22 protein-coding genes and 2 pseudogenes are annotated in these 26013 nt (G+C 60.2%); 8 read left to right on the top strand and 16 right to left on the bottom strand.

From position 1 onward, the window contains the following. Positions 1-27: 27 nt before the first annotated feature. The 4 genes and pseudogenes from ACVWXC_RS03680 to ACVWXC_RS03665 all read right to left on the bottom strand — a co-directional run bounded on the left by ACVWXC_RS03680 (position 28) and on the right by ACVWXC_RS03665 (position 5683). On the bottom strand, positions 28-864 hold the full coding sequence (locus ACVWXC_RS03680) for an ABC transporter ATP-binding protein (RefSeq protein WP_099812314.1): 837 nt from the start codon (positions 862-864) through the stop codon (positions 28-30). 62 nt (positions 865-926) lie between these two features. Continuing rightward, positions 927-2924 carry an ABC transporter ATP-binding/substrate-binding protein gene (locus tag ACVWXC_RS03675; protein ID WP_099812313.1) on the bottom strand — a complete coding sequence of 666 codons (1998 nt, stop codon included), beginning with the start codon at positions 2922-2924 and terminating at the stop codon, positions 927-929. Between the two features lie 159 nt (positions 2925-3083). Continuing rightward, the gene (gene ntrB / locus ACVWXC_RS03670; RefSeq protein ID WP_099834626.1) at positions 3084-3911 is read right to left on the bottom strand and encodes a nitrate ABC transporter permease; all 828 of its coding nucleotides are present in this window, start codon (positions 3909-3911) and stop codon (positions 3084-3086) included. Between the two features lie 467 nt (positions 3912-4378). After that, positions 4379-5683: pseudogene (locus ACVWXC_RS03665) on the bottom strand (ABC transporter substrate-binding protein). Between the two features lie 220 nt (positions 5684-5903). Between ACVWXC_RS03665 and ACVWXC_RS03660 the strand changes: the two are divergent. Continuing rightward, entirely contained in the window at positions 5904-6845 is a 942-nt protein-coding gene (locus tag ACVWXC_RS03660; protein WP_457391086.1) for a tocopherol cyclase family protein, read from the top strand. Here ACVWXC_RS03660 and bchB read toward each other — a convergent pair. Then, on the bottom strand, positions 6811-8343 hold the full coding sequence (bchB, locus tag ACVWXC_RS03655; RefSeq protein WP_099887224.1) for a ferredoxin:protochlorophyllide reductase (ATP-dependent) subunit B: 1533 nt from the start codon (positions 8341-8343) through the stop codon (positions 6811-6813). The two genes, ACVWXC_RS03660 and bchB, sit on opposite strands and share 35 nt — an antisense overlap. Before the next feature lie 593 nt (positions 8344-8936). Between bchB and ACVWXC_RS03650 the strand changes: the two genes are divergently transcribed. Then, positions 8937-9239 (top strand): Mo-dependent nitrogenase C-terminal domain-containing protein, encoded by a 303-nt coding sequence (locus ACVWXC_RS03650; protein WP_011429783.1) that lies wholly within the window; start codon positions 8937-8939, stop codon positions 9237-9239. Positions 9240-9274: 35 nt separating this feature from the next. Here the strand turns inward: ACVWXC_RS03650 and ACVWXC_RS03645 are convergent. The 4 genes and pseudogenes from ACVWXC_RS03645 to ACVWXC_RS03630 form a co-directional block, all read right to left on the bottom strand. Continuing rightward, positions 9275-9493: pseudogene (locus tag ACVWXC_RS03645) on the bottom strand (nucleotidyltransferase family protein); the annotation flags it as partial. A gap of 284 nt (positions 9494-9777) precedes the next feature. Then, on the bottom strand, positions 9778-10131 hold the full coding sequence (locus ACVWXC_RS03640) for a HepT-like ribonuclease domain-containing protein (protein ID WP_011429784.1): 354 nt from the start codon (positions 10129-10131) through the stop codon (positions 9778-9780). Further along, complete coding sequence (locus ACVWXC_RS03635; protein WP_011429785.1) at positions 10121-10414, bottom strand: nucleotidyltransferase family protein; 294 nt, start codon at positions 10412-10414, stop codon at positions 10121-10123. The genes ACVWXC_RS03640 and ACVWXC_RS03635 overlap by 11 nt, the downstream gene beginning before the upstream one ends. Before the next feature lie 305 nt (positions 10415-10719). Continuing rightward, positions 10720-15618 (bottom strand): translocation/assembly module TamB domain-containing protein, encoded by a 4899-nt coding sequence (locus ACVWXC_RS03630; RefSeq protein ID WP_457391089.1) that lies wholly within the window; start codon positions 15616-15618, stop codon positions 10720-10722. A 225-nt stretch (positions 15619-15843) separates the two neighbouring features. Between ACVWXC_RS03630 and ACVWXC_RS03625 the strand changes: the two genes are divergently transcribed. The 5 genes from ACVWXC_RS03625 to ACVWXC_RS03605 all read left to right on the top strand — a co-directional run bounded on the left by ACVWXC_RS03625 (position 15844) and on the right by ACVWXC_RS03605 (position 19418). Further along, the gene (locus ACVWXC_RS03625; protein ID WP_255322534.1) at positions 15844-16260 is read left to right on the top strand and encodes an STAS domain-containing protein; all 417 of its coding nucleotides are present in this window, start codon (positions 15844-15846) and stop codon (positions 16258-16260) included. 20 nt (positions 16261-16280) lie between these two features. Continuing rightward, positions 16281-16997 carry a precorrin-2 C(20)-methyltransferase gene (locus tag ACVWXC_RS03620; protein ID WP_099812307.1) on the top strand — a complete coding sequence of 239 codons (717 nt, stop codon included), beginning with the start codon at positions 16281-16283 and terminating at the stop codon, positions 16995-16997. 808 nt (positions 16998-17805) lie between these two features. Next, positions 17806-17952, top strand: coding sequence for a hypothetical protein (locus ACVWXC_RS03615; RefSeq protein WP_011429789.1), 147 nt, complete (start codon positions 17806-17808; stop codon positions 17950-17952). 324 nt (positions 17953-18276) lie between these two features. Continuing rightward, positions 18277-18807, top strand: a complete 531-nt coding sequence (locus tag ACVWXC_RS03610; protein WP_041438176.1) for a GNAT family N-acetyltransferase — start codon at positions 18277-18279, stop codon at positions 18805-18807. A gap of 77 nt (positions 18808-18884) precedes the next feature. Continuing rightward, positions 18885-19418, top strand: coding sequence for a peroxiredoxin (locus ACVWXC_RS03605; RefSeq protein WP_011429791.1), 534 nt, complete (start codon positions 18885-18887; stop codon positions 19416-19418). Here ACVWXC_RS03605 and ACVWXC_RS03600 read toward each other — a convergent pair. After that, the gene (locus ACVWXC_RS03600; RefSeq protein WP_011429792.1) at positions 19415-19600 is read right to left on the bottom strand and encodes a hypothetical protein; all 186 of its coding nucleotides are present in this window, start codon (positions 19598-19600) and stop codon (positions 19415-19417) included. The genes ACVWXC_RS03605 and ACVWXC_RS03600 overlap by 4 nt on opposite strands. Between ACVWXC_RS03600 and ACVWXC_RS03595 the strand changes: the two genes are divergently transcribed. Continuing rightward, entirely contained in the window at positions 19599-20351 is a 753-nt protein-coding gene (locus ACVWXC_RS03595) for a glycerophosphodiester phosphodiesterase (RefSeq protein ID WP_011429793.1), read from the top strand. The genes ACVWXC_RS03600 and ACVWXC_RS03595 overlap by 2 nt on opposite strands. On the opposite strand, the gene ACVWXC_RS03590 is transcribed toward ACVWXC_RS03595, so the two are convergent. The 6 genes from ACVWXC_RS03590 to ACVWXC_RS03565 form a co-directional block, all read right to left on the bottom strand. Beyond that, complete coding sequence (locus tag ACVWXC_RS03590) at positions 20348-21079, bottom strand: protein-L-isoaspartate(D-aspartate) O-methyltransferase (RefSeq protein ID WP_457391093.1); 732 nt, start codon at positions 21077-21079, stop codon at positions 20348-20350. The two genes, ACVWXC_RS03595 and ACVWXC_RS03590, sit on opposite strands and share 4 nt — an antisense overlap. 233 nt (positions 21080-21312) lie before the next feature. After that, complete coding sequence (locus ACVWXC_RS03585; RefSeq protein WP_011429795.1) at positions 21313-22671, bottom strand: gluconeogenesis factor YvcK family protein; 1359 nt, start codon at positions 22669-22671, stop codon at positions 21313-21315. Continuing rightward, positions 22664-23671 (bottom strand): RNase adapter RapZ, encoded by a 1008-nt coding sequence (gene rapZ / locus ACVWXC_RS03580; RefSeq protein WP_011429796.1) that lies wholly within the window; start codon positions 23669-23671, stop codon positions 22664-22666. Before rapZ ends, ACVWXC_RS03585 begins: the two co-directional genes overlap by 8 nt. 49 nt (positions 23672-23720) lie before the next feature. Continuing rightward, positions 23721-24416: an endonuclease III gene (nth, locus tag ACVWXC_RS03575; RefSeq protein ID WP_011429797.1), complete on the bottom strand. Its 696-nt coding sequence runs from the start codon at positions 24414-24416 to the stop codon at positions 23721-23723. A gap of 6 nt (positions 24417-24422) precedes the next feature. Continuing rightward, positions 24423-25523 carry an RIP metalloprotease RseP gene (rseP, locus tag ACVWXC_RS03570; protein ID WP_011429798.1) on the bottom strand — a complete coding sequence of 367 codons (1101 nt, stop codon included), beginning with the start codon at positions 25521-25523 and terminating at the stop codon, positions 24423-24425. 112 nt (positions 25524-25635) lie between these two features. Next, a complete protein-coding gene (locus tag ACVWXC_RS03565; protein WP_011429799.1) occupies positions 25636-25878 on the bottom strand; it encodes a NifU family protein in 243 nt (80 codons plus the stop codon). Positions 25879-26013: the final 135 nt, after the last annotated feature.

Raw genomic sequence — 26013 nt, 5'->3', positions numbered from 1 at the left:
CTTTCGGCGGCGTGCCGGATGAGATTTTTAGTTAACCGCTTCAGGGTTAGCCTCATGCCCGTAGAGGTAGCTGAGGACAGAGTTGCGCAGGCGATAGTACTGCGGATCCTCCAGAATGCGCTCGCGGTCGCGAGGACGTGGGAAGGGAATAGAAATGACCTGCCCAATGGTAGCTGCAGGGCCGTTGGTCATTAACACCAAACGGTCGGCCAGAAACAGTGCCTCATCGATATCATGGGTGATCATCAAAACCGTGCAGCGATGTTCATCCCAAATGCGCAACAGCTCCTCCTGCAGTTCCTCTTTGGTGATGGCATCCAAAGCCCCAAAGGGTTCATCCAAAATCAGGACTTCTGGTCGAATCGCCAAGGCACGGGCAATGGCCACCCGCTGCTTCATCCCTCCGGAAATTTGCGGGGGATATTTTTGGGCAGCTTCCCCCAGCCCCACCAAATTCAGGTGTTCCTCTACAATTTGATGCTTTTCCGACTGGCTCTTTTGAGGGAAGACCGACTGGACGGCCAGGTAAACATTTTCATAGACCGTGAGCCAGGGTAACAAGGCATATCCCTGAAACACCACCATGCGATCTGGGCCAGGAGCTGTAATCGGCTGGCCTTTCAGCTTCACCGAGCCGCTGGTGGGCTGGGTAAAGCCAGAAACCATATTCAGCAGCGTGGTTTTGCCACAGCCGGAATGTCCAACTATGCAGACAAATTCTCCTGCATCGACCCTAAGATTGATATCTCGCAAGACGGGATACTCCCCCTTAGGAGTTGGGTAAGTCTTGCTGACATTCTCAAGGGTTAAGTAGGGTTCTGCGGCTGTGGCTACTGGGGTAGAGGTTGTCAAGAGGGCAGTCATCGTGGGGTGCTCCAATTCATCGTTTTCTCACAACTGGGAACGTGCTTTTGCAAAGGGAACCTCTAGAGCAACACAGGACGACGATCCAAAGCAACCTCGGCTATGTAAATGTCGTGCTTAATCGCCAAACTGTTGAGGTAAGCCAAGGGATCCTCGCCATTGAAAGGGATCCCGTCGAACAATTGAATGGGCTGCCGTTGGTAAGACACATCCAGCCCCAGCTCGCGGGCCGCCGTACTGAACACCCCCACCTGACACACCCGCTCCACGATCTCCACCCAGTTGCGGGGGAAGGGCAGATCCCCCCAGCGGGCCATTTGCGTCATCATCCACAGATGCTCGGTGCGGCTGGGGCGGTTGCCGGCGCCCAGAAAGAACTGATGGTGGGCATATTCCCGCATCGGCATGTCTAGGTCACAGATCAGGCGCTGGGGATCCCCCAGGTGAATGTAGGATGGGTCGGTGCTCAGGTAGGCGCGGCGGCTGAGCAGCTCGCGAATCTCGTCGTGGTGGGCCGGATCTTCGCAGTAGCGACAGGCTTCCAGCAGCGCTTTCACCAAGGCAATGTGGGTGTTGGGATAGGCCCTGGCCCAATCTTCACGCACCCCCAACACCTTGCCGGGATGGCCCAGCCAAATCTCCAGATCCGTAGCCACCGTAAAGCCGCTGCCCTCCAGGGCGGCCCGCAGATTCCAAGGCTCTCCCACGCAGTAGCCGTCGATGTTGCCGGCTGTTAGGTTGGCCACCATCTGAGCCGGGGGCAGCGTTTTCAGTACCACATCGTGATCCGGGTGGATCCCGCCGGCTGCCAGCCAATAGCGCAACAGCAAATTGTGCATAGAGCTGGGATGCACCACCCCAAAGGTCAGCCGACGGCTGGGGCTATCCAGGATGTAAGCCTTCAACTGGCTCAGCGTGTGGATCCCTTGCTCGTAGAAGCGCCTGTGCAGGGTAATGGCATTGCCGTTGCGGGTCAAGGTGAGGGCAGTCACCACCGGCTGGGGTGGGTTGTCCCCGCCGCCCAGAGACATCCACACCGGCATGCCGGCGGGCATTTGGGCCGCATCCAAGTAACCTCCCTGGATGCCGTCTTGGATCCCTCGCCAACTGGTTTCCCGCACCAAGTTCACTTCTTCCAAGCCGTGTTTGGCAAAAAACCCTTTTTCTTTAGCTACAGCCAAGGGAGCACAAGCAGTGAGGGGCACAAAGCCAATCTCCAGGTTGATCTTTTCCAAGCCATGCCTGGCCACCACAGTGCTGCGGCGAGCACGCCATTGCTTGATGCGTTTTTGTTGGTTCAAAAAGTAGATGATCTCGCTGCGGTAGCTGTAGTAGCTGGGATGGTTGACCACCTCCAGCCGACGGCGGGGCCGAGGAATGTCAATGGTTAAAATGTTCCCAATTCGGGATCCCGGCCCATTGGTGAGCATGACCACACGATCTGACAGAAGAACCGCTTCGTCCACATCGTGGGTGACCATGAGAGTGGTCATCTGGTGTTCTTCGCAGATGCGCATCAACTGCTCCTGCAAATTCCCGCGCGTGAGGGCATCCAAAGCGCCAAAGGGCTCGTCCAACAACAACACCTTGGGCCTCACAGCCAAAGCGCGAGCGATGGCTACCCGCTGCTTCATGCCCCCTGACAGTTGAGCCGGGAACTTATCCGCCGCCTGCCGCAAGCCGACCAGATCGATATGTTCTTCGACAATCTGCTGACGCTCTGCCGGGGAGTAGTTTTTCAGCACAGCGTCTACCGCCAGGGCAATGTTTTGTCGAACCGTTAGCCAAGGCAAAAGCGAGTAATGCTGAAACACCACCATGCGATCCGGGCCGGGAACGGTGATGGTGTGTCCATCCAAAGCCACGATCCCTCCGGTAGGCAGAGACAACCCCGCCACCATGTTCAGTAGGGTGGACTTGCCGCAGCCGGAGTGGCCGATTAAGGAGACAAACTCCCCGCGGTGAATTTGGAGATCGATCCCTTTGAGGGCTAGATATTCTTGGCCTCCAGGCAGACCAAACGCTTTTTCCACTTGCTCTACACTGACCAATACAGACACAGAAGACCTCCCCACCTGTAGATATTGCTCAGCAACTCGGATCCCAGACCTCAGTTCTACTCTTTTTGAAGAGCTGATTGGGGCTAACACTCAAAGACAATGTAAGAGGGATCCCAACTCAATTGGATGGACATGCAGTGAAAAGATCTGCAAACGAGGCTAGCGATTGGCTATTTTGTTTTGCAGGGCAGCCACCAGTCGATCCAAAAGCAAGCCCACCGCCCCAATGTAGATGACAGCAACGATGATCTCAGTCACGTAGTTCTGCTGGTAGGCATCCCAGATGAAAAAGCCGATCCCTGGCACGCCGGACATGACAATTTCTGCAGCAATAATCGCCAGCCAGGATAGGCCAATGCCAACCCGCAAACCTGTGAACATGTAGGGCAAAGCAGAGGGCAGCAGCACCTTAAAAAAGAAGTCAACTTTAGAAAGCCTCAGCACTCTAGAAACGTTGATGTAGTCTTCCGGGATCTGCCTCACCCCCACCGCCGTGTTGATCAAAATGGGCCAGATAGAGGTGATGAAAATAACAAACAAAGCAGCCGGCTCATTGCGCTGCAAAGCAGCCAAGGAGATGGGCACCCAAGCCAAGGGAGCCACCATGCGCAAAAACTGGAAGATGGGATCCAAAGCGCGGTTGATCCACATGCTGCTGCCCACCAAGATCCCTAGGGCAATGCCCACCAAAGCGGCACTGCAGTAGCCGATGACCACCCTTTGCAGGCTGGCCAAAGTTTGGCGCAGCAGCCCTTGGTCGAGGTCGCTATTGCGGTACAGAGGATGCAGGATTAGGTAGCGGCTGCGCTCATCCATCCACACATCCCAGGGCCCCGGCAGCCGAATCAGGTTGGCGCCGGACAAAAGTTGCCAAATCAACAAAAATCCCACAATGCCAACCACGGGAGGGAGGATCTGATCTCGATACTTGGCAAAGTCGAACTTGGTTGTCGAGGGCTTTGCCGGAGAAGAAAGTGTCGTCGTCATGGCTCCTAGAGAGGATAGAGTTTTACAAAGTTCTCTGTTTCTGCGCCTTCGAAACACCTCGACTGAGGGGTTCTACAAAGTTCTGGAATCAGAGCATGAACTTGGATCAGCTTTGCCTTTTCCTTGGACGGGCAAGCACAGGGACTGCAAACTCGACAAAACTCTCACAGCAATCAGCAAAATCAGCGCCCCCATTGCCATTGAAAGGATGAGCCTGTCCCAGTAAAGCTTGGCTGGTCTCTCGAAGCAGGGATCCCTGGAGTGTTCTCGCGGAACGTGCAGCAGAGCTAACATGGCCGATCCTCAACATAGTGTTCAGAACCATTCAAAAGGCGCAAGGCTGACAGTCTCTATCGACCCGATGTGAGCAGAAAGCTCGGCCCAGCCTTTTTTAACTCGATGGGATCCCGCGAATGGGCAGGATTTCTGCTACACAAGAAACACGTCTGTGTTGACCTGAGCCGAGACTAGGCCCTCTTGATTTTCAGGCTGTTCAAGTAGGCCTGGGGATCCTGGGGGTCAAACACCACACCATCGAAGAAACGCTCCGTTCCCCGCGAAGTGTTGTTGGGAATATTCTTCACTCCCAGCGCTTGGGCAGCCTCCCGCCAGAGATCTTCGCGGTTCACCTCATCCACCAGACGGCGGGCAGTATCCAAATCCTTGAGGAAGCGAGCGTGGAAGCCCCAACGCAGCGATTCGGTCAAGAACCACAGGTCATGGCTCTTATAGGGGTAAGAGACGCTGCCCCGGCCATCTTCCCAGTACAGAGGCCCGGCGTTGAAATCTTGAACAGCCGGCTTGCCATCTCCCAATTCGTACTTGCCCTGGAAGGGAGGCGTGAGAACCTCGACCGGCACATTCAGATAAGCGCGCCCCGAAAGGATGCGCGCCAGCTCTTCACGGTTGGCCGGATCGTCGCACCATTGCTGCGCTTCCATCACCGCCATCAAAGTGGCTTGTGTGGCCCTGGGGTTTTGCTCTACCCAATCGGCGCGAATGGCCAAGTATTCTTCGGGGTGAAAGGGCCAAATCTGTTGGGTAAGGGCCGCCATAAAGCCGATCCCATCGGCCACAATCCGGTAGGGCCAGGGATCCCCGGTGCTAAAAGCATCCATGGTGCCGTTGCGCATCCCCTGCACCGTCTCGGCAGAGGGCACCGTCAGCAGCTCAATGTCTTGATCCGGATCCACACCCCCGGCGGCCAGCCAGTAGCGGATCCAAAAATCTTGATTGGCGTTGGGGAAGGTTTAGGCAGCCTTGAATTTGCGCCCGTTGCTGGCGCTGAAATTTTTGATGTAGTCTGCGGCTCCAGAGATGTCCAGCCCCAAGCCTTTGCCAGTGTGCATTCCGGCAATGGCAATCCCGTTGCCTTGGGTGATCAACTGGCACAGAACCGCCATGCGCACCGGCTGGTTGTTGGTGATGGCGCCGATGTGGATCATGTGAGGCATCGGCATCTGCCACATGCCGCCGTCGATTCCCCCACCCGCTGAGCCAATGACCACATTGTCCCGGGCTGCCGGCCAACTGGCCTGCTTCAACACCTCTACACCGGTCATGCCGTGCTTATCGAAAAAGCCCTTCTCCTTGGCGACAATCAGGGGGGCAGACTCCACAATCGGAATAAAACCCAGCCTAAGGTTGGGGGTTTCCGGGCCGCTGGCCTGGGCAACCCAGTAGCCTGTGCCGGCCCGTGCTATGCTGCCACTGAGCAGCCCACCTGCTGTGGCCGCGCCCGCAGACAATAAAAAGTTGCGACGTGATGTCATGATCACCTCATCTTTGAAAAAATATGTGAACGCCAAGAGAAACCTTTCCAGTTCAAGCCGCTAGACCGACGGATTCCCCTCGTAAAATCTCAAGAAATCCTTAAATCTCAGCCTGGTTGATATCCTAAAAGCAGACAGACATAGAAACAATACAATTGCTCTTTTGGTAGCTATAGACTTTTTTCTATCTTCTGGCGATTCTCGAGGGAGTTGCTCTCCGGTGGCAGAGTGCTTTAAGCAAAACGGCTCAACGGACTGGGGATCCCTGCCCCATGGCGGCTATCACTGGGATGGCTGTGCCGAGCCGTTTTTCGAGGGCTGGTACAGCCGGGTCACTTTACCTGGGGATCCGCCCATCAGCTTTGCCTTCATGTACGCCATCGATCCCAAGCGCGGGGGCATGGCGCAGGTGTTGGGGCCGGAGGAGGAGTTGCATTGGCGCACCTTCCCCAATCCCCGCCGCTTTTGGGCCAGCTCAACCCATCTGGCCTTGGGGCACTCAGGGATCCCAGGCCCCGGCTGTCGCGGCCTTCAGGATCCCTTCACCTTCTTCCAGCGCACCGCCAGCGGCTACCAATACACCGCCCGCCTCAACCAGGGGATCCTGCCAGATCCTGTCAGAGGCGAGGCCATCCGCTGGCTCTATCGCATTCAACTCTGCTCTGCCTACGGGATCCCGCCGCGGGCCACCATGGGAGCCTGGTCTTATCTGCCCATCTTTGAGCCGGGCTGGCAGATCCTGATGAGCCACGGTCTGGCCAGCGGCTGGGTGGAGTGGCGGGGCAGGCGCTTCGAATTCGAGCAGGCCCCCGCCTACGCCGAAAAAAACTGGGGACAAAGCTTCCCTCGCCGCTGGTTTTGGATCCAGTGCAACGCCTTTCCCAACCATTCCGGCCTCAGCCTCACCTGCGCCGGAGCCGAGCGGCAGGTGCTCACCCGCCCCGAAGAAGTCGCCCTGATCAGCCTGCACGGCGGGGGATCCCAGCCTTTTTTGGAGTGGCGGCCCGGCCAAGCTCGGCTAACCTGGCAGGTGGATCCCTGGGGATCCTGGCAGGTGCGCGGCGTTGTACAGGAGTTCCATTTGTGGATCGGCTGGCCAGACCTGCCATCCCCTGGGATGGATCCCGTCAAGCCCCGAGAGCCTCCTTGGCCGCATACATAACCTCTAGGGTGATCTCGGTCAGGCCACGCTCGCGGGCAAATTTTTCGGTGTTGCGTTTCACCTTGCCGCGCACAAAGCCGGGCACTTTGTTCAGCTCCGCCTGGGCTTCTCGCGTCCAGATGAGATCGGAATCGGCGCTCAGGCTCTTGTGGATCACTTCTTTGGTGTCGTGGCCGCCGAAGACCTCCAGCAGGTGATCCTCCATGCCCAGGGTAAAGGAGTTGTAGATTAGGTCCACAATTTGGTTGGCGCCCTCATACCCCAAAAAGGGCCGGTAGCCGATGGGAAAATCTTGCACGTGCATGGGCGCCGAGATTACCCCACAAGGGATCCGCAGCCGCTTGCCCACATGCCGCTCCATCTGGGTGCCGAAGATGGCGGCAGGCTCCACCTGGGCAATGGCATCGGCTACGCGGGTGTGATCTTCGGTCAGCAGCACCTGATCGCAATACCCGCCCACCTCTGCCTGGAACCACTCGCCATCGTAGGTGCAATAGCTGCCCGCCCAGACCACATGAACCCCCATCTCGCGGGCCAGGATCTTGGTGATGGCTGCCGCATGGGTGCAATCCCCAAAGACCACGGCTTTTTTGCCGGTCAGATTTTGGCAATCGATGGAGCGGGAGAACCAAGCCGCCTGGGAAACGTAGAGGGTCTGCTCCTGGATGTAGGGCTCGTAGTCCACCGGGATCCCTTGCTCGTTGAGAACCTGCTGGATCTGGCGGATGAAGCGGGCTGTTTCCACCACCCCCATGGGGGTGATCTCCACATAAGGTGTGCCAAACTGCTCCTGCAGGTAGCGAGCCGTCATCGGCCCCAGTTCCCGGTAGGGCACCACGTTAAACCAGGCCCGCCCCAGGTGCTTGAGATCGTGGACGCTGGCCCCCTGCGGGATCACCAAATTGAGCTCGATCCCCAGATCCTGGAGCAGCTTTTTCAACTCCCGCAGATCGTGGGCATGGTGAAAGCCCAGGCTGGAGATGCCGAGGATGTTGCAGGAAGGACGCTCCGTCCTCCGGGGCGGGCCGCTCAACTCCCCACTTTTGCGGGCTTTGTTGATATAGAACTCCACAATCTGGTGCAGGGTGCGCTCGGCGGCCTGCAACTCGTTGACCCGATAGTGGTTGACATCGGCCAGCAGCACGTCACAGCGGCTGGACAACTGCGCCTGCCGCACAAAGTGATGCAGATCCTCCTGCAAAATGCTGGAGGTGCAGGTGGGGGTAACCACAATGAGATCAGGCTGCTCCTCGCCGTCTTTGCGGACGATGTTGCGAATCACCTTCTCGTCCGATCCCCGCGCCAACACCTGCCGATCAACGACGCTGGTGGTTACCGGGGTAAAGTCCCGCTCCCGCTCCAGCATGGAACGCATCACGTTGAAATAGTCGTCCCCCAGGGGAGCGTGCATGATGCTGTGAACGTTTTTGAAAGAACTGGCCACCCGCAGCGTGCCGATGTGGGCGGGGCCAGCGTACATCCAATAGGCCAATTTCATGGACAGCCTCTCAAATGAAAACCGAGGCAAGAGCCGGGATCCCAATCCGCCGCCGACTTCTCACCCGCTGCAAATCTCTTCTGGCATTGTAGAACGCCCGGCAGCCGGGATCCCTTGGCCGTTATCCTCCGTAACTCCCGGCCACGGCGATTGTAAACATCATCGATCAAAAGCAAAACGGCCCTTTCAAGACAGCGACAATTACGGGGATCCCTCTACCCTGACTTCAAGGCCTGTTCCATGCTGGAAATAGGGGCAGCAGCCCTGGACTCCGCTTGGCAGCTTGCCGGCGAAGAACCCAATTTCCGTAGCTTTCGTTACAGATTAACTTTTGAATACAAAATGTGTACCTCTACAAACTTGAGCAGAGATTTTGGGTTACCCAGGCAAGTTTTTGGCCAGCCAAGGCAGACTGAGTCTGGAGAGAGGCTCTTCTGTTTCCCTGGATACAAACCTGGGCAAAGACCCGGGCAGAAGGGCGTGGCTGCTGGAGAAAGCGAACACCCTTTGAGGTGTTGAGGTGAAAGGCCATGGGCTCTACCACGATTTCTTGGCAACGTGATCGCAAAGCCCCTCAGGAGCAGATGGATTCCATGACTGTCACATATCTTAAGTCTGCGGCTTGCCTGCGCAACTGGCTGCAGGCGCCCTTGCAACCGATTCGAGCGGCAATTGACAGCATTGAAGTTCAGGATCCCCGCTTGGCCCACTTTTTGTGTCGGTGGATCCCGGCCCGCTGTCCTTTCGAGCGAGATGTGGTGTTGTTTGGCCACAAACTGATGCACATTCCACCGATGTGCAAGCTCAACCCCTTCTACGATCAAGTAGTAGGGCTGCGCTTCCGGGCTTTGTCGTTTTTGGCAGAACAGGGAGAAGACATCAGCCGCTACCTCTAGATCGACTTTCGGTTTGGATGATACTCCACATGTATTCACGGAACATAGATTGCTTCTTTTTTCATCAGTGGACGGAGTTTGGGGCGTAGAGCCTTGTCGGCCACAAGGTCGAGGGGGCATCCAAGTTTGTCTTCCAAGTAGAAGAGCAGATTGAAGTAACGCTTGGAGTCGACTTTACCAATGAATTTAACTAGGATATCGATGTCGCTGCCGGCTTGATCCTCGCCACGAGCAGTTGAGCCAAACAGGGCCAGTCACCGCACACGGCGGGTGTTTATTCTAGCTATCTTTAGGAAGTCGGGTTCAAGGGATCCCTGGCCGTCCAAAAGCCGTTGAGAAACTATGGCCACTTTAAACCAGATATAAGACACTCTCCAAGGGATCCTCGCCACTACCCAAGCGCTCTGCGCCGCCGGCGCGTTCGCGACAGTGTTGCGTAGCAATAACGATGTAACAAGCCGTAGTCTGGCCAGAGTGGATCCCGTCAGAGGGGGTTTCCAACTGGATGAAAACGGCGGCGTTGCTCCTGAAGTTAGGGTTAGCAGGGAGAATCGGAGAGACTACGCTTTAGTTTCTGTAAATTGTCAAGCAGTTGGGGCATGTCACTTTGGATGATACTCCACAAAACGTCGTTGTCTAGAGCAAGATAAGCATGAATGATACGGTTACGAGTGGCAATGAGTTGTCGCCAAGGAATATTTTCGTTCTGGTTACGGACTTCTGCAGGAATGTGAGTGGCTGCCTCACCAATCAACTCGATGTTTCTCAAGGTCGCATCATAGGTTCGGCGATCCCGTTCAAAGTCTTCTTGAGTGTACCCCTCTGTGTATTCAAGGACTCGCTTGGCAAATTCAATCATATCATCTAGGTAGAAACGCCATTCACGGGACATAGATTGCTTCTTTTTCTATCAATGGACGAAGTTCGGGGCGTAGAGCCTTGTCGGTCACAAGGTCTAGGGGGCATCCAAGTTTGTCTTCCAAGTAGAAGAGCAGACCGAAGTAACGCTTGGAGTCGGCTTTACCAATAAATTCAACTAGGATATCGATGTCGCTGCCGGCTTGATCCTCGCCACGAGCAGTTGAGCCAAACAGGGCCAGTCGCCGCACACCAAATTGCTTTTGAATCTCGGCAAATTGCTCGCCGAGCAATTGCAATACTTGTTGTTTCCTCATGGCTGGTCAGATTGGATCATTCTCTTGTCAACTCTCCAAGTGGGAACACAGGTTGGCCGCTTGTTTTGATCTTCCAGGCTCACACAGGCAGGTGTTTATTCTAGCTATCTTTAGGAAGTCGGGTTCAAGGGATCCCTGGCCGTCCAAAAGCCGTTGAGAAACTATGGCCACTTTAAACCAGATATAAGACACTCTCCAAGGGATCCTCGCCACTACCCAAGCGCTCTGCGCCGCCGACGCATTCGCGACAGCGTTGCGTAGCAATAACGATGTAACAAACCGTAGTCTGGCCAGAGCGGATCCCGTCAGAAGCGGGTCTCGAACTCCAGGGAAAGGACGTTGTTGCCCTCGAGGTCGGTGGTGGCACGGGTGAGGGTTTGGTCGTTGAGGCGGTAGCGGGCGCTGTAGCGGGTGGGCTGAAAGGGATCCGTCAGGTTGCGCTGCACCGAGATGGAAGTAGCCGGCCCCAGATCGCGGGCCACCTCCAGCGCCAGGCCGACTGAGGAGCGTCTGGGGGCACGGGTATCGACCTGGGGAACGGGGCTGAGGCGAACCTCATCCAAGCCGAGGGTGTCCCGCAGCGTCTCCAACACATCGTTAAGCAAAGCCGTTCCCGCCAGCCCGGCCACCCCTGCTTCGGGGTTGAGTTGGGCCAAAGCTGTTCCCCCCAACAGGGCGACGATCTCTTGGGGGGAGCGGCTGGGGCTGCTGGAAAGGGTCAGAACGCCGTTGCGGGGATCCGCAGCCGCAAGCTGGCTGGCCCGCCCGTTGACGTTGGCAAAGATCTCGATGCTCTGCTGCGATCCCGGCAGGTTGCGGTTGGTGTCGAAGGGGGACAGATCCTGGGGAAAGCGATAGACCTCGAAGGCTTGGGTCACCAGGCGCAGGTTTAAGAAAGGATCGAAGGGGTTGTCCAGGTCAAAGGTGGCGGTGTTGGGGCGGGAGCGATCCAGGCGAAAGTTGGCAATGGGCAGGCTGACGCGGCCTCGCTCCAGGGCGATGGTGCCCGCCGGACGCAGGTCTTGGGGAGTGCCGAACAGGCGCAAGCTGCCGCTGGCGTGGAATTCAAACAGGTTGGGCCGCTGCACGCGGATCCCGGGCCCCAAAACCAGCTCCAGGCCGTTGAGCCGCGGCTGCCAAAAGGGATCCGCCTGAGTCGAGTCTGCGGGAGCTGCCGCCGCTTCCCCTTTTTCAGGGCGGGGGCTGGCATCTACGATCCCTTGGGAGACCTCCAGGCGCCCCTCGAGCAAAGGCCGCAGCAGCAGGCCGCCCACCACCACCTCCCCCTGCAGGCGGCCTGTGTGGAGGTTGGGCAGGGTGAGCTGGATCCCTTGCAGTTGCAGCGTTAGGGGTGGCGAGGTCTCGTCCATCTGCAGGGCGCCGCGGGAGTTGACGGGCAAAAAGCCGTTGGCCAAGAGGGATCCGCCCCCCAACTGGCCCTGCAGCTCCCGCACCTCCAATTGGTTGAGGTTAAAGAAAATTTGGCCGGTCAGGTCGGTGATGGGCTCCGGCAGGGCGGCCAACTTGAGGATCCCGGAGCTAAGGCTGAGGTTCCCCTGCAGGCTGGGCTCTCGCAAGCTGCCGCGGATGGCCAGCTCCAGTTGGCTTTGGCCCCCTTCCCAGCGCACCTGGTCGGTGAGGAGGTTGATCAGGCGCAGGCCGCCATTCTCGGCTTGCAGGGTGAGGTCGATCTGATCCGATGCGGCCCGCACCTCCGCAAAGGGCAGGGTGTAGGGCACCAGGCCGGAAAGGCGGATCGGCTCGTCGCCGTTGGCCAGCAGGGCGCCCTCCAGGCGCAGTTGACCCTGGTTGTAGTCAAATTGTCCCCCCACCTCCCGCAGCGGCACCTGGTTGATCTGGGCGTTGACCACCGTCAGGGAGCCGCGGGCCCGGGGATCCCGCAGGTTGCCTGCCAGTTCCACATCCAGGTTGAGATCTCCCTGCAGCTCCAGCTCGTCCGGCAGGAAGCGATCCAGCAAAGCCAGAGGAAATGCTTGGATTTGCAGGGATCCCGACTGTTCCTCCAGGCCCACCTTGCCAGAGAACAGGGCCTGGCGTTCGCCACTGCGCAACAGCAGCGGCTGCAGCACCACCGCCCCTTCGACCAGGCTGCCGCTGGCGGTGAGGCTCTCGATGCTGAACTCCTGGGCCTGCCAATTCTGGCCCTCGAGCTGAAAGCTGACGCTGGGCCGGTTGAGGTTGCCGACCAGGCTGACGCTGGCCTGAAATTCCCCCTGCAGGCTGGTGGGCGGCGGGATGCGGGGATCCATACGGCTGGCCAGGGCCCCCAGGTGGGCGGCCAGGATCTGGGCGTAGTACTCCAGTTGTTGCAGCAGCGGATAGCCGGGCAGGCCGACCGGCTCTGTCTCTAACACAGCGGCAGGGCCCAAAGGTGGCAGCCGAAAACCGCGGCTGGTGATATCGCTCCACTCCCGCCACTTGAAAGTAGAGACGATATCTTCCAAGCGGCCTTGACGGGTGCTGATCTGCAGGTCGATTTGGGGAATGGGGACTTCCGAGGTGGGATCCAAAGCAGCCTGGAGAGAGGTTGCCGGCAGCTCCAAAGTGCCGCTGGCGGTGTAGAGGCTCTCGAACAGCTCCAGTTGGGCTTGGGCAAGGGTCAGGCGAGCGGGGCGGGAGTCGTCGCTGGGGCGATAATCGAAATCCACTGAGAGGCCCTGCACCGCGAGATCGCCTAGCCGCAGCCCCTCGACCGCAGCTCGACCTCGAGCGGCGCCACTGGCCAGGTCAAGCGCCACCTCCCCATTGAGGGTTCCGCCCAGGCCAGCCCAGGGCCCGGCAGCCAACCCTCCCAGCAAAGCCAGCGGCAACTGGCTTGCCGTCACCTGCAGTTCATCTTGCTGGCGTTGGCCGCGCACTTCCGCCTCGCCCCGCCGCACCTGGAATTGCACAGGCCGAAACTGGGGATCCAACTGCAGCGCCAGCCGCTCCCGCGCCCCCACTAGCTCCACCGCCGTCCCCTGGGCAGACCAGCTAAAGGGCCCGGCCAAGTCGGCAAAGGCCACCTCCCCCACCTGCAAGCCGCGCAACTGCGCCTCGCCAGCCACCTGCAGGTTGTCCGGAGAGCCGCGGATCTGCCCGGATCCCTGCAGCACCCCCTGCAGCAGTGGCGGCAGGCCGGGCACTTCCGCCAGGGGGATCCCGTCAGCGGCAAAGCTCAGGTCCAGGGATCCCACCTGCAGCGTCTGGGGATCCACCGGGATCTCTCCCTCTACTCTGGCCAAGCGGGCGGTGTCGGCCAAGATCTCTGTCTGCTGGATACGCAAGCCAGATCCTTCCCAAGCTACCTGGCCGCGGATGCCGTCAACCCATTGCACTCCCCTCTCTCCCAAAGGCTGGGACAGGGCTAGCGACCCTTGCGCCCGCAACGCCGCCAGGAAACCCACCTCCGCCGCCTCCCCTGTGTCCACCTGCGCCATCAGCTCACCAGAGAGGGATCCCGGCCACTGCGGGTTAAAAAAGGCCAGCGGCAGATCCTGGGGAGCCACTTGGGCTTGGACTTGCCCTCCCGCCCACCGCCCCGCCACCTGGGCCCGGCCCCCGCCCAGCTCCAACACCGCCTGCGGCACCTGTACCGCCCACCCCTCGGCCTCGGGCAAGATCTGCAGCTGTCCTCTGCCGGCAATCTCTCCTCCTTGGGTTGTCCAGGTGGCCTCCACCTGGGGCCGGGATCCCGCCAGCGCCACCTGCACCTGGGCACTTACCGGCCCCAGCTCGCCCCGCCGCGGCAGGTTGAGGTCGTAGAGAGCCAGCACCTGCTCTACATCGGCCCCGGTGACCTGGAGATCGAACCGGCCTGCTAAGCCGGCAGCCCATTGCAGTTGTCCGGATCCCTGGATCCGCCCGCCGGCGGCCTTCAGGTCGATTTCCTCAAAGGCCAAGGTTTGATCGGCCAAGCGGAAGCCAAAAGCATATTCCGGCACCGGCAGGCGATCCACCCGCCCCGGCGAGATCCCTCGCAACTGCCCTTGGATCTGCGGCCCATTCAGCGGCCCGGTGACCCTCAGGGATCCCGCCACCACCCCTTCCGCCGGCAGCTCAACGTTGAAAGTCTCCTGGATCTGCTGCAGGCTGGCCGGGGCAATAGCGGCTTGCAGATCCAATCCCTCCTTGTCGCCGAAGACAATGGAGCCGTTGAGATCTTCAAAAGCAAGCTGGCCAAAACGACCGCTCACCCCCTGCAGTTCCAGCTCCTCTAGGGTAAAGCGAACGGAGCCCTTCACCTCTTCAAAAGGATGGGGCAACCTCTCCAGCCCCAGCCGCGCCTGCTGAACCTGGGCTTGCCCCGTCAACTCCCAAGGGCGTTCTCCTCCCCAGAGGACTTGCAGATCCAGACTGGCTTCCCCTTCCACCTCAGTCAAGGGCGCCGCCGGCAAGACGCTGGGCAGCAGCTCCAAAGGCAGGCGCCGAGCGGCCAGCGTCACCGAGCCAGAAGCCTGGGCGAAATCCGCCACCCCCCGGAGCTGCAGGGGGTAGCCCCCTTCCCCCTCCAGAGAGCGCAGCGCCGCCGAGAGCTGGAAACTGGCCCGACCCCCTCCCTCCTCCCCCGGCGGGGCACTCAGCCACACCTGCGCCTGGCCCTGCAACTGCTCAAACCGGCGCCGCTCTCCCACTAAGGGAATAGCCGTCAGGGATCCCCCCTGCAAACGGATGTTCAGCCCCTGCAAGGGCAGGGATCCCTCGCCTTCTGGCAGTTGAAACTGCACGTCTGCCCAGCCGCGATCCAGCGTCTCCATCAGCAGCAGTTGCGGCTGATTCAGGGTAATATTGAGCACCCACTCCCCCGTCTGCAGCCAGGTCCAGAAGTCGGGGCTGAGGTCGATGGAGCCGATGCTGGCCAGATGTTCGATGTGGCTTTCCCCTAGCCTCACCTGCCAAGGGGCTACAAACCTTACCTCCCCCAATTCCACCTGCCGGCGCATCGCCTGCGAGAGGGTAGCTTCCACCTGGGGCAGCACCCGATCTTGAAAGTAGGCCCCGATTCCCCAGGCAGCCCCAAAAGCGGCAGCCGTCAAGCCCAAACCCAGCCCCGCCCCCATCCAGGTGCCGGGGGGAAGGGAAAAGCGTCGCCGCTGCCCCTCTTGCTCCTGCCGATCCTCTCCCAACGCTCGCCCCTCAGGGATCCCAACCACCCCACTTGAGAAGCCCTGTCTGGCCCGCAGGCCGGCCTCCTTGGGGAACATCAAAAACTGCCCCCATCCTACCCAAGGACTCCCGCCTTGCCACGAGGGGCCAAAAAGCAGGGATCCCTGCCCCCAGCCGCAATCCCCTGCCCGCGGAAAAATACCGTCTCGCCAAGGGAGTAGGGATGCTAAGCTATCTCCACGCCCGAGATCGGGCCTCAACCCTCTGTCGAGATAGATAAAAGGAGAAAAGCCATTCCGGAACCTCTGTCTCTGACGGTCAGCTTGCGCGGCAGCCACGAAGCGCTGGAGAACTGCCAGGTCTTTTACCTGACGGGCCTTCTGGATGCCTTTTCTGAGCCGGTCTTCGTTAAGGTGGTCACCAAATACCTAGAAGAGGGATCCCCCAATCTCATCCTGGATTTGACGGGGATCGACTTCATCGATAGCTCTGGCGTCGGTGCCCTGGTGCAATTGGCCAAGCTGGCCCAGAGCCGTGGGGGCATCTTTCAGGTGGTGAGCAACCCCCGCATCACCCAAACGGTGAAACTGGTGCGGCTAGAGAAGTTTTTGTCCTTGCGCAACTCGCTCCAAGAGGCCCTCGATCATCTGGCCGCAGAAGGTGGGGGACGTCCAGAGCCTGACACTCGCCCCGACGCCGCCGAGGCAAGGCCTGAGGGGCCAGACGGCCAAGCTTCCTGAGCTGGCGGACAAGCTCCACCATGGGCCTGGGGACTTTTTGGGGCATTAGCGCCGGGGCCGGGGATCCCGAGTGGCTCACCCTCAAAGCAGCCCGCATCCTCGGCGCCGTCAGGTGGGTGGCCTGCCCCCAGAACGCCGCCGGCCAGCCGGGCCTAGCTTACCAAATCGTGCGCCCTTGGCTGCGACCGGAACAAACCCTGTTGCCGCTGCATCTGCCCTTTGTTACCCAAGTCGAGCTGCTGCAGGCGGCCTGGCAAGCGGCTGCCGAGCAACTGGCCCCGCCTCTGGAGCGGGGAGAAGATGTGGCCTTTGTCTGCGAAGGGGATGTGGGCCTCTACAGCACCTTTGCCTACCTGTCCCAAGCCCTGCGGCAGCGGATCCCCGACTTGCCCATCCAGGCCATACCGGGGGTGTGCTCTCCTCTTGCCGCCGCTGCCGCTCTGGGATCCCCTTTGGCGCTCGGCTCCGAGAAATTGGCGATTTTGCCTGCTCTTTTTGCCCTGACGGAGCTGGAGAAGGCCTGCACCTGGGCCGACGTGGTTGTGCTGATGAAAGTGGCCCCCGTCTATCCTCAGGTTTGGCAGTGGCTAGCGGCAAGAGGTTGGCTACAGCAGGCCAGCTTGGTGGTTTGGGCCGGTTGGCCCCAGCAAGCTCTCTTCCCCACCCTAGAAGGATTGGCCGACTATCGCCCCCCCTACTTTTCCCTGCTGATCCTGCGCTCTCGGCCCCGGAATTGAAGTTCTCCCCGACACCCGCCTGAAGGGGGAGGCCCACCGAGGCCGGGTCGAGTGGTCTCGGTCAAATCCTCGGCTGAGCTGGGGATCCAGCCCCCCTGCTTTCTGGAAAGTTTCTAAAAAGTAGACCTTTCTTCTGGAAAAGGGCAGAGGATCCGACTGCAAGATCTACTGGAGACCTATGTTGAAGAAATATGGGAAGAACGATTAAAGAAATGACCTAGACTGTTAAGAACAGTTGCCAGCCATTGTAGAGGGATTTGACCCAAGCTAGATTAGAAATGTAGTGATTCAAGCAAGGAGGATAATATCTCAGCTTCATCTCAAAGGCGAGACACCAGCCTGCAATCTGCCCAAGCTCAAAGCTTCCTGTCGGTCAACGTTTTGATCCAATCTCGTGCAAACTTCCGATCCGTTGCGCCGGCAGGTTTCTATAGCAAGCGGTTGTCTTGCCCAGAGGAGCACCTGGCACCTACGACAGGTTTTCTTCCGAAGAAGGGACATGGGAGCTAAATCAAATAGCGGTCGGGTCTGTTGAGGTCAGCCGCTGCAACGATAAGGGGTCGTTTACCTCTGGTGAGATGGCAAGATGGCGAGCGGTCTTACCCGTTTAAGGGATGCCGGCCTGCTATTTCGAGTCTCCGTTTAGGATCAAGGAAGAGGTGGAAAACCGATGCTCGGTCGGGTTCAGGTGCTCCCCCCTGCAGACTCTGGCGAATCAGGACTCTGCTCAGTAGAGCAAGGGCTGCGGGCTTTAGCAATTTTGGGTTCGCCCAGTTCATAGTTTCACGCTCGCTTGGAGGAGGTTTTTATGCTTGCCTTTCTCTCGAAAATTGCTAGAGCAGTTATCCGCGTGTTCACGCCTGCCAAGTCTGATCTGGTTGAAGTAGGTTACCAGCCCATTACCGATGATGTCTATCGCGCCAAAGGCTCAGCTCGCTATGCTGGGGAGCTGTAGGGCACAGTGCGAGAGCGGGTCAGGTTTTGGCACTTCAACCCTCGGGAGCAGAGCTTCAAAAGTTGGTTCGTCAGGTGGCTGTTCTACTCTCCCCGTCAATTGAGCAGAGGGGGGTGAGCTCAGAACAATCGCTCAGAACAATCGAATAAGTGAAGAGACAGCTAAGTTTGGATGCAGGTGACGTGCATGGGGGTGGGTGGTTTCCCCTCCACTCAAGTTTTGTCGGTTCAGTGGCGGTGCCGGTGGGGTTGCCGCCACTTCTTGTTGGCTGCGAGCTGCTTGCCGCTTCTCTGCGAAAATAGCAAGGACGCTTGCAACAGATGCTTGAACGCCCTGTTTTCCTCTGTGTTGCCCTCCCTCGTGGTCTATCCCGTCACGCTAGGTGATTTGGAGCCCGTGGCGGAGGTTCTCGCCCAGGTCTTTTACCCGCCCTTGGGTCTGCAGCGCTGGCTCCACCCGATTCACAAGTTGGGCATCCGCGAGGATTTGCGCCTCAAGCTGGCGGCCAGGGATCCGCACTACTGCTGCCTGGCGGCTGCGGTGGGATGCGAGGTGGTGGCCACTGCCGAGATCTCCTTGCGGGCGATGGCCCATGGGAAGTATCCCTATCTGGCCAACTTGGCGGTGTTGCCCCCTTGGCGGCGGCGCGGGATCGCGCGGCAGCTTTTGCTCAGCGCCGAAGGAGTGGTGCAAGGTTGGGGCTATCACCAGTTGTATCTGCACGTGGTGGAAGACAATCTGGCCGCCCGGCAGCTCTACGCCCAACTGCGCTACACTCCCATCCAGCGCACCTCTCAACTGTGGCATTGGCTGGGGATCCCACCCCAGCTTTTGCTCTGCAAGTGGCTGCCGTGAAGTTATGTAAACTAGAGCTAGAAAGCTGGAGAGGTGTTGCAGTGGTTATCGAGGAAGGGGGCAGGAGCTGGCGCTGGTTGGGCCTTGTGGGGTTGTTTACGGCTTTGCTGGTGAGCTGGGCAGGGGTTCAGCCCGCTTTGGCCCAGTGGGGCACCACCCCCCTGCCGCAGATCGGGGCGCCGGCGCCGGAATTTGAGCTGCCGGATCAGTCGGGCCAGGTGCGGCGGCTGGCGGATTTTCGCGGCAAGTGGGTGGTGCTCTACTTCTATCCCCGCGACTTCACTGCCGGGTGTACCATCGAGGCGCGCCGCTTCCAGCAGGATCTGCCCAAGTTTCGGACGCTGGGAGCGGAGATTGTGGGCGTGAGCGCCGACTCGGTGGACTCGCACCGACGGTTTTGCTCGGCAGAGGGGCTGCAATTTCCTCTGCTTTCGGATCCTGAGGGCACGGTTAGCCGCGCCTACGGCTCCTGGACGGGGGAGATGGCCCTGCGCAACACTTTTTTGATCGATCCTGAGGGGATCCTGCGGGCCATCGACCCGATTGTCAACCCCTCTCGGCACAGTGCCGAGGTCTTGGCCCAACTGCAAGAGCTCGCCCAGGCTGGCTAGTCCTGGGGGCCAAAGGTCTGCTCGAACTCCTGCAGCAGCTCGTCGATCTCCTCCAAGGCTTGATTGACATCGACCCGCAAGCTGCCCAGGTCTGGCTTTTCCAAAAGCTTGACCAAGGTGGGCCGGCGCTCGCGAATGCGCTTGATGCGCTCTTTGAAGGCGGCAATTGCAGCTGTGTCCATGGCTAGAGAGATTATTTCAACTCCTCCAGACTATCGCTTTCCCACCCGGATTGTCGCCCACCGCGGGGATCACACCCACGCCGAGGAGAATACCCTGGCCGCTTTTGCGGCGGCCATCGAAGGCGGGGCCGACGGGATCGAGCTGGACGTGCGCCGCAGCCGCGACGGGATCCCGCTGGTTTTTCACGATGCCGAGCTGGAGGGGCAGCCGCTGGCGGCGCTCACTTGGGCGGAGATCCGCGCCCGCAAGCCCACGATCCCCAGCTTGGAAGAAGCGCTGCTCCACGTCAGGGGCAGGATTGCCCTCGATATCGAGCTGAAAGAGGCGGGCTACGAAGAACAGATCCTCGCCCTCATCGGCAAGCTCTTGACCCCTGCAGAGTGTGTGATCACCTCTTTTTTGCCCCAGGTGGCGCAACGGGTGAAAGCCCTTCTGGGAGGGGCTGCCCCCCAGGTTGGCCTGTTGGTGGAGGCGCAGCCGGAGGGAGAGAAGGGATCCCTCTTGACCTACTGCCGCGAGGTGGGAGCGGATTTTCTCGCCCCCCATTACTCTTGGCTGGACCTGCCGTTTTTGGCGGCGGCGGCCCAAGCCAGGATCCCGCTCTACGTCTGGACGGTCAACGATCCGGAGATCATGGCCTTCTGTTTGCGCCCGTCTGGGGAGGAGCCGCCGGTGCGGGGGCTGATCACCGACCACCCTCAGTTGGCGCTGCAAATTCGCCGCCAGCTCTGGCTGGCCGCAGAAGACTAAACCATGGGCACAAATTGCACTGGGAAGGCCCCCTTTTGCACCACCCCCTCCGGGGTTTTGTGGAGGATCAGCAAGGATTGGAATCCCTGGCTTTCGCCCACCGGCACCACCAGGGTACCTCCCACCGCCAGTTGATCCAGCAGCAGCGTCGGCAGGGTTGGGGGGGCTGCCGTCACCACGATGGCGTCGTAGGGGGCGTGTTCCGGCCAACCCTGATAGCCATCTCCCTGGCGCACCTCCACGTTGCGGTAGCCCAAGGAGGCCAGGGTTTGCTGAGCGCGGGCGGCCAAGGGAGCCAGCCGCTCCAGGCTATATACTTGCCGGGCCAGCTCGGCCAAAATGGCCGCCTGATAGCCGGATCCGGTGCCGATTTCCAGCACCACCGACTCAGGGGTGAGGCGGGCCGCCTCAGTCATAAAGGCGACAATATAGGGCTGAGAAATCGTCTGGCCGTAGCCAATGGGCAGCGGGCAATCCCTGTAGGCGCGCTCCCGCAGCTCCGGGGGAACGAAAAGGTGGCGCGGCACCTTGCGCATTGCCTCCAGCACCCGGGGACCGCGGATCCCTCGCTGCAAGATCTGCTCCCTCACCATCCGCTCCCGTTGGCCAGCCCAGGGATCCATGCCACTATCGCCGGCACAGGACTGAGGAGCGCCCAACTCGGCAGCCGGGATCCCAGCCAAGGAGTCAGAAGTCCTCTTAAAAAGAGACGAGAACAACTTTACCATTGGCGCACAACCTCCAAAGCTAACAGCTTGCCGGGATTTTCCGGGAACGCTGCGCCGTCACTTGGGATCCCTCAACTCGATCCTGGCCTACTTTCCAAAAGACTTCCAGCTTTAATCAGGCTTTTTCCCCTACCCCTTCCCGCAAGGGGATGGAAACTCCTCTTGTGCACGACTTAGCCGCAAGGATCTACCGGCTACAGCTAGCCCTTAGCAAGGTGGGGCCGTGGGGTGGTTTAGCGGTGTCTGTCAAACCAGCGCATCAGCATCGCCGCTAGGCGCTCAGGGTTGTGACGCACCAAGCCGGTCTCAGGATCCTCTTGCATGACGTTGGCCAGAACTGCCCGGCAACCTAGGTAGGCCAGCTTATCCGGATCCAGCACCACAAACTCAGAGCCATTGCGGCGGTAATGCTCCAAGGCGCGGAGAGAAGGGGGCTCCCGCTGTACCAGGACACCATCGAACAAGCGCACGCCCGCCACCCGATCCAGGGCCATGACGTGATCCCCAACGGTGTAGCCGTCGGTTTCCCCTGGCTCGGTCATAATGTTGCACACGTAGATGTGGGGCGCCATGTTCTTGGCCAGAGCTTCCACAATCTCCGGGATCAACAGGTTAGGGATGATGCTGGTGTAGAGGCTACCCGGCCCCAGCACCACAAACTCTGCCGCCTCGATGGCCTCGATCGCCTCGGGCAAGGCAGGAGGGTTGGGCGGGTCGCAGCCAATGCGGCAAATGCGCCCCCTGGCTTTAGCGATGTTGGACTCGCCCACCACGCGGCGGCCATCGCTCAACTCCGCCCAGAGGGTGACGTCCGCCAGGGTGGCCGGCAGCACCCGTCCCTGAATGGCCAAGACCTGCGAGGTGGCGGTGATGGCCCGAATCAGGTCGCCCCCGGTTACGGCGGTGAGGGCGGTGATGAACAGGTTGCCGAAGCTGTGCCCGCTCAGACCTTCCCCAGCCTGGAAGCGGTATTGAAACAGCTCCGTGAGCAGCTTTTCTTCGTTGGCCAAGGCGGTGAGACAGTTGCGGATATCTCCAGGGGGCAACACGCCGATCTCCCGCCGCAAGCGCCCTGAGGAGCCGCCGTCATCGGCCACGGTGACAATGGCGGTGATGTTGGAGCTGTAGTGCTTCAACCCCCGCAGCAGGTTGGAAAGGCCGGTGCCGCCCCCCAGCACCACGATGCGAGGGCCACGACTCAGACGTCGCCGCGACAGGAGCTTATCCACCAGCGCCTCGTCTCCTTCTGGGATCAGCACATCTTCGATGGAGCGCATGGCGCTGCGAAAGCCCAGCACCACCATCACCAAGCCGATCCCGGTCACCAAGGGGCCGCTGATGTTGTTGGGGATCCAGGTGGTGATCAGGCGCAGGGTGATGTCGATTAATCGCTTGAGGCGAAAGATGGGGGTCAGCTCTGTCCAGATGGCGATGCCCAGCACCATCAGCAGCACGCCCCCCACGGCTAGGGTGAGCCAGCGCTTGACCGCCAGACCAGGGAAGAGCCATTTCCAGCCATTTCCCGGCCAAGTGGCCTGGCGACGGCGAGGCCCCCACACAGTGGACTTGTTGCTGGGCGCGGGCTTAGTCATGGGGAGGTGCAGGAACGCCGGCCAAAGGGATCCTAACCTGTTGCTGTTCTACGCCAGCGGCAGGGGGTGGCGGGCCAAAGCGGGCCTCCAGCTCCCGCTGCGAATCCAGCAAATGGCGGTGCTGCACCTGGATGTTCAGGGCAGGCAGGGCAGGGTTGTCGGTGGGGACAGCCCAGGGCCGCAGATCTTCAGCCAGGCGCTCCACCAGAGCCACAGAGCGGTGTTGCCCGCCGGTGCAGCCGATGGCCACGGTCAGGTGAGGCCGTCGTTCTGCTCGGTAGTGGGGCCAGAACGCCTGCACCAGAGAAAAGATCTGCCGGTAGGTGGATTGGGTAACTGGATCCGCAAAGAGGAACTCCTGCAGAGGCGGATCCTGGCCGGTCAAGTGGCGCAGATGGGGCTGAAAGAAGGGATTGGGCAAAAAGCGCACGTCGAACAGCAAGTTGGCATCGGGGGGGGCACCGTACTTGAAGCCGAAGCTGACCAGCCTCAGGTTGAGCGGCTGTGGGATCCCGTGGACCAGGGCTTGTAATTGCTGCCGCAGTTGCTGGCTGTTCAGCTCAGACGTATCCAGGAGGTGGGTGCAGCGCTCCCGCACGGGGGCCAGATCGCGCACTTCCTGCTCAATGGCCTCCAACAGGCCAAGGCCAGGGCGGTGAGGGTGGGGGCGGCGGTGGGCGCTGAGACGGTTGAGCAATACCAGGGGACGAGCCTCCAGAAAGAGGAAAGGGATCCCTTGCGCTTGCCGCCAGCGGTCAAAGGCAAGGAACTGCTCCCGATATTCCGGGGTGTGGAGGTTTAGGCTCACCGCTAGAGCAGGGTGGCGAGGCCGGATTGCCTCGATTAAATAAACGGCCTGGTCAGGCGGGATCCCTTCCAAGCCGGTGTAGCCCAGTTGTTCCAATTGCTGGATGGCCAGGGTTTTCCCGGATCCCGTCAGCCCGGCAATAACGAGAACAGGCGAGGTCGCGGCGGTCGGTCTAGTCGCTTGATCGTCCATGCAGCCTATTCTAGGGCGAGGGGGAGCCGAAAAACCGGATGCCAGGCGCTCAAGTCTGGGAGGCTGTTGCGGCTTCTCTGTCCGTTTTCTCCGCCGGCCCCGGGAGGGGGGCGCTGGGGCAGAGATCGGCCAGAAAACACTGTTCGCAAAGGGGCTTGCGGGCGGTGCAAATGGCCCGCCCATGCTCGATCAGGCGAATGGACCAATTTTCCCAGTCGGCTTGCGGCAACAACTGCATCAGATCCCGCTCGATGCGCACGGGATCCTCGTGCTCGGTGAGGCCGAGGCGACGGCTGAGGCGCTTGACGTGGGTATCGACAGTCACGCCAGCGTTGATGCCAAAGGCATGGGCCAGGACCACATTGGCCGTCTTGCGGGCCACCCCCGGCAGAGTGAGCAGCTCCGGCATGGTGCGGGGCACCTGGCCGCCGAAGTCCGTCACGATCTTGCGGCAGGCCTCTTGGATGTGTTTAGCCTTGTTGCGGTAGAAGCCGGTGGGACGGATCAGGGCCTCGATCTCCTCCCGCGGCGCCGCCGCCAGCGCCTGGGCATCGGGAAAGCGGCGAAACAGCTCCGGCGTAACTTGGTTGACTCGCTCGTCGGTGCACTGTGCAGACAAAATGGTGGCCACCAGCAGTTGCAGCGGCGTTTCGTAGTGGAGGGCACAGGTAGAGTTGGGGTAATGGCGCTTCAGCCGGATCAGGATCTCCAAAGCCCGCTGGCGCAAAGCCCGCTTGCCGCTCATCTGCAACTAGCCCGACCCGGTGACGATGGCAAGGGTGTCCTTGAAGATCAGCACTACCCCCAGCCCCAGCAGCAGCACCAAGCCCGTCTGCATCACCCGTTCCTCCAGTTCTTTGGGCAGCCGCTTGCCGCGGATCGCTTCCAAGATCAAAAAGGCGATGTGTCCCCCATCCAAGGCGGGCAGGGGCAACAGGTTGAGAATAGCCAGGTTGATGCTGATCAAGGCGGTGAAATTAAACAAGCTGGCAGCATCGTCCCGCGCCAGATCCGCGCCGAGCTTGACAATCCCCACCGGGCCGGATACCTGGGTGGCGGTGTTTTGGAAGTTCTGCAGGAGCTGCTGCAGGCCACTGAGGTTCATCATCACCAAGCGCTGGTAGGCGTTCCCGGCTTCGGCAAAGATCTCTGCCGGGCTCTGAGCCGGGCGCAGTGTCACCTCTTGGTTGGGGGCCAGGTTGACCCCAATGGCCACCACCTCTCCCCGCATCTCGGGAGTCACCGTGATCTCCAGAATGGGATCCCCCTCCCCTCGCTGCACCTGCAGGGGGACGGGCCGGTTTTGGCTGCGGCGGATCAACGCCTGAAAATCATTGAGAGCTGCCAAGGCCGAGGCCTCGTCGGCAACCGTGCTGTAATCGTGGTCGGCTGCCCGCAACACCACATCTTCCGCCTGCAAGCCGGCCCGCTCCGCCGGGCTATCCGGCATCACCTGGGCGATGAGAATGCCGGGATGGATGCGCGTCACCGATGGGATCCCCAGCGTGGCAAACATCAGCACCAGCACCAGATAGGCGAAGGCCAGGTTGGCCATCACCCCCGCGCTCATCACCACCAGGCGATCCGCGACAGGGCGATTCTTCAGCAGATCCGGGTCGTCGGGCGGGTAGGGAGAGCGCTCGTCATCGTCGGGAAAGCCCACGTAGCCCCCCAACGGCAGGGCGCGAATGGCGTACTCCGTCTCCTTGCCCTGGTAGCGCCACAGCACCGGGCCAAATCCCAGCGAAAAGCGGTTGACGTGGATCCCTTGGAGTTTGGCTGCGGCGAAGTGTCCCGCCTCATGCACCAGGATCAGCAGGGCGAGAATGGCGATGGAGAGGAGAACAGGCATGGGCTGGCTTGAAGGAGAGAAGGAAAAAAAGAGCAAGAGGCAGAGAGCCACAGCGACGGCTGCACCTGCCGCCTTAAGGAACCAAGATAACAGACCAGAAGCGGCAGAGCCCTCAGAACACTTGTTCTACTTCCAGGATGTCGGGAATGCTCTCCCGCAACTTGCGCTCGATGCCCATTTTTAAGGTCAGGGTGGAGCTGGGGCAGGCGCCACAGGCCCCCTGTAGGCGCAGCTTCACCACCGGGCCGTCGATTTCCACCAGCTCTACGTTGCCGCCATCGGCTTGCAGGTAGGGGCGCAGCTCGTTGAGGACTTTTTCCACATTTTCGGCCGTTAGTTCCAGTGCTTGTGCCATAGTTGCTTCCAGCTCTGCTAAGACCTTGCCTGGGATGTCGAGATGTTGATTGTAGCGATTTCTCGCCAGACCCCTCAAGCCAGGGAGGGATCGCCCTTCTTCAGCATAGTCTCCTTCTTTCGGGGTGGGGGATGA

The organism is Thermostichus sp. OS-CIW-20 (assembly GCF_054061455.1).
Note: the sequence above shows the minus strand (reverse complement) of the source record. Positions and strands in the feature narration are given on the sequence as shown.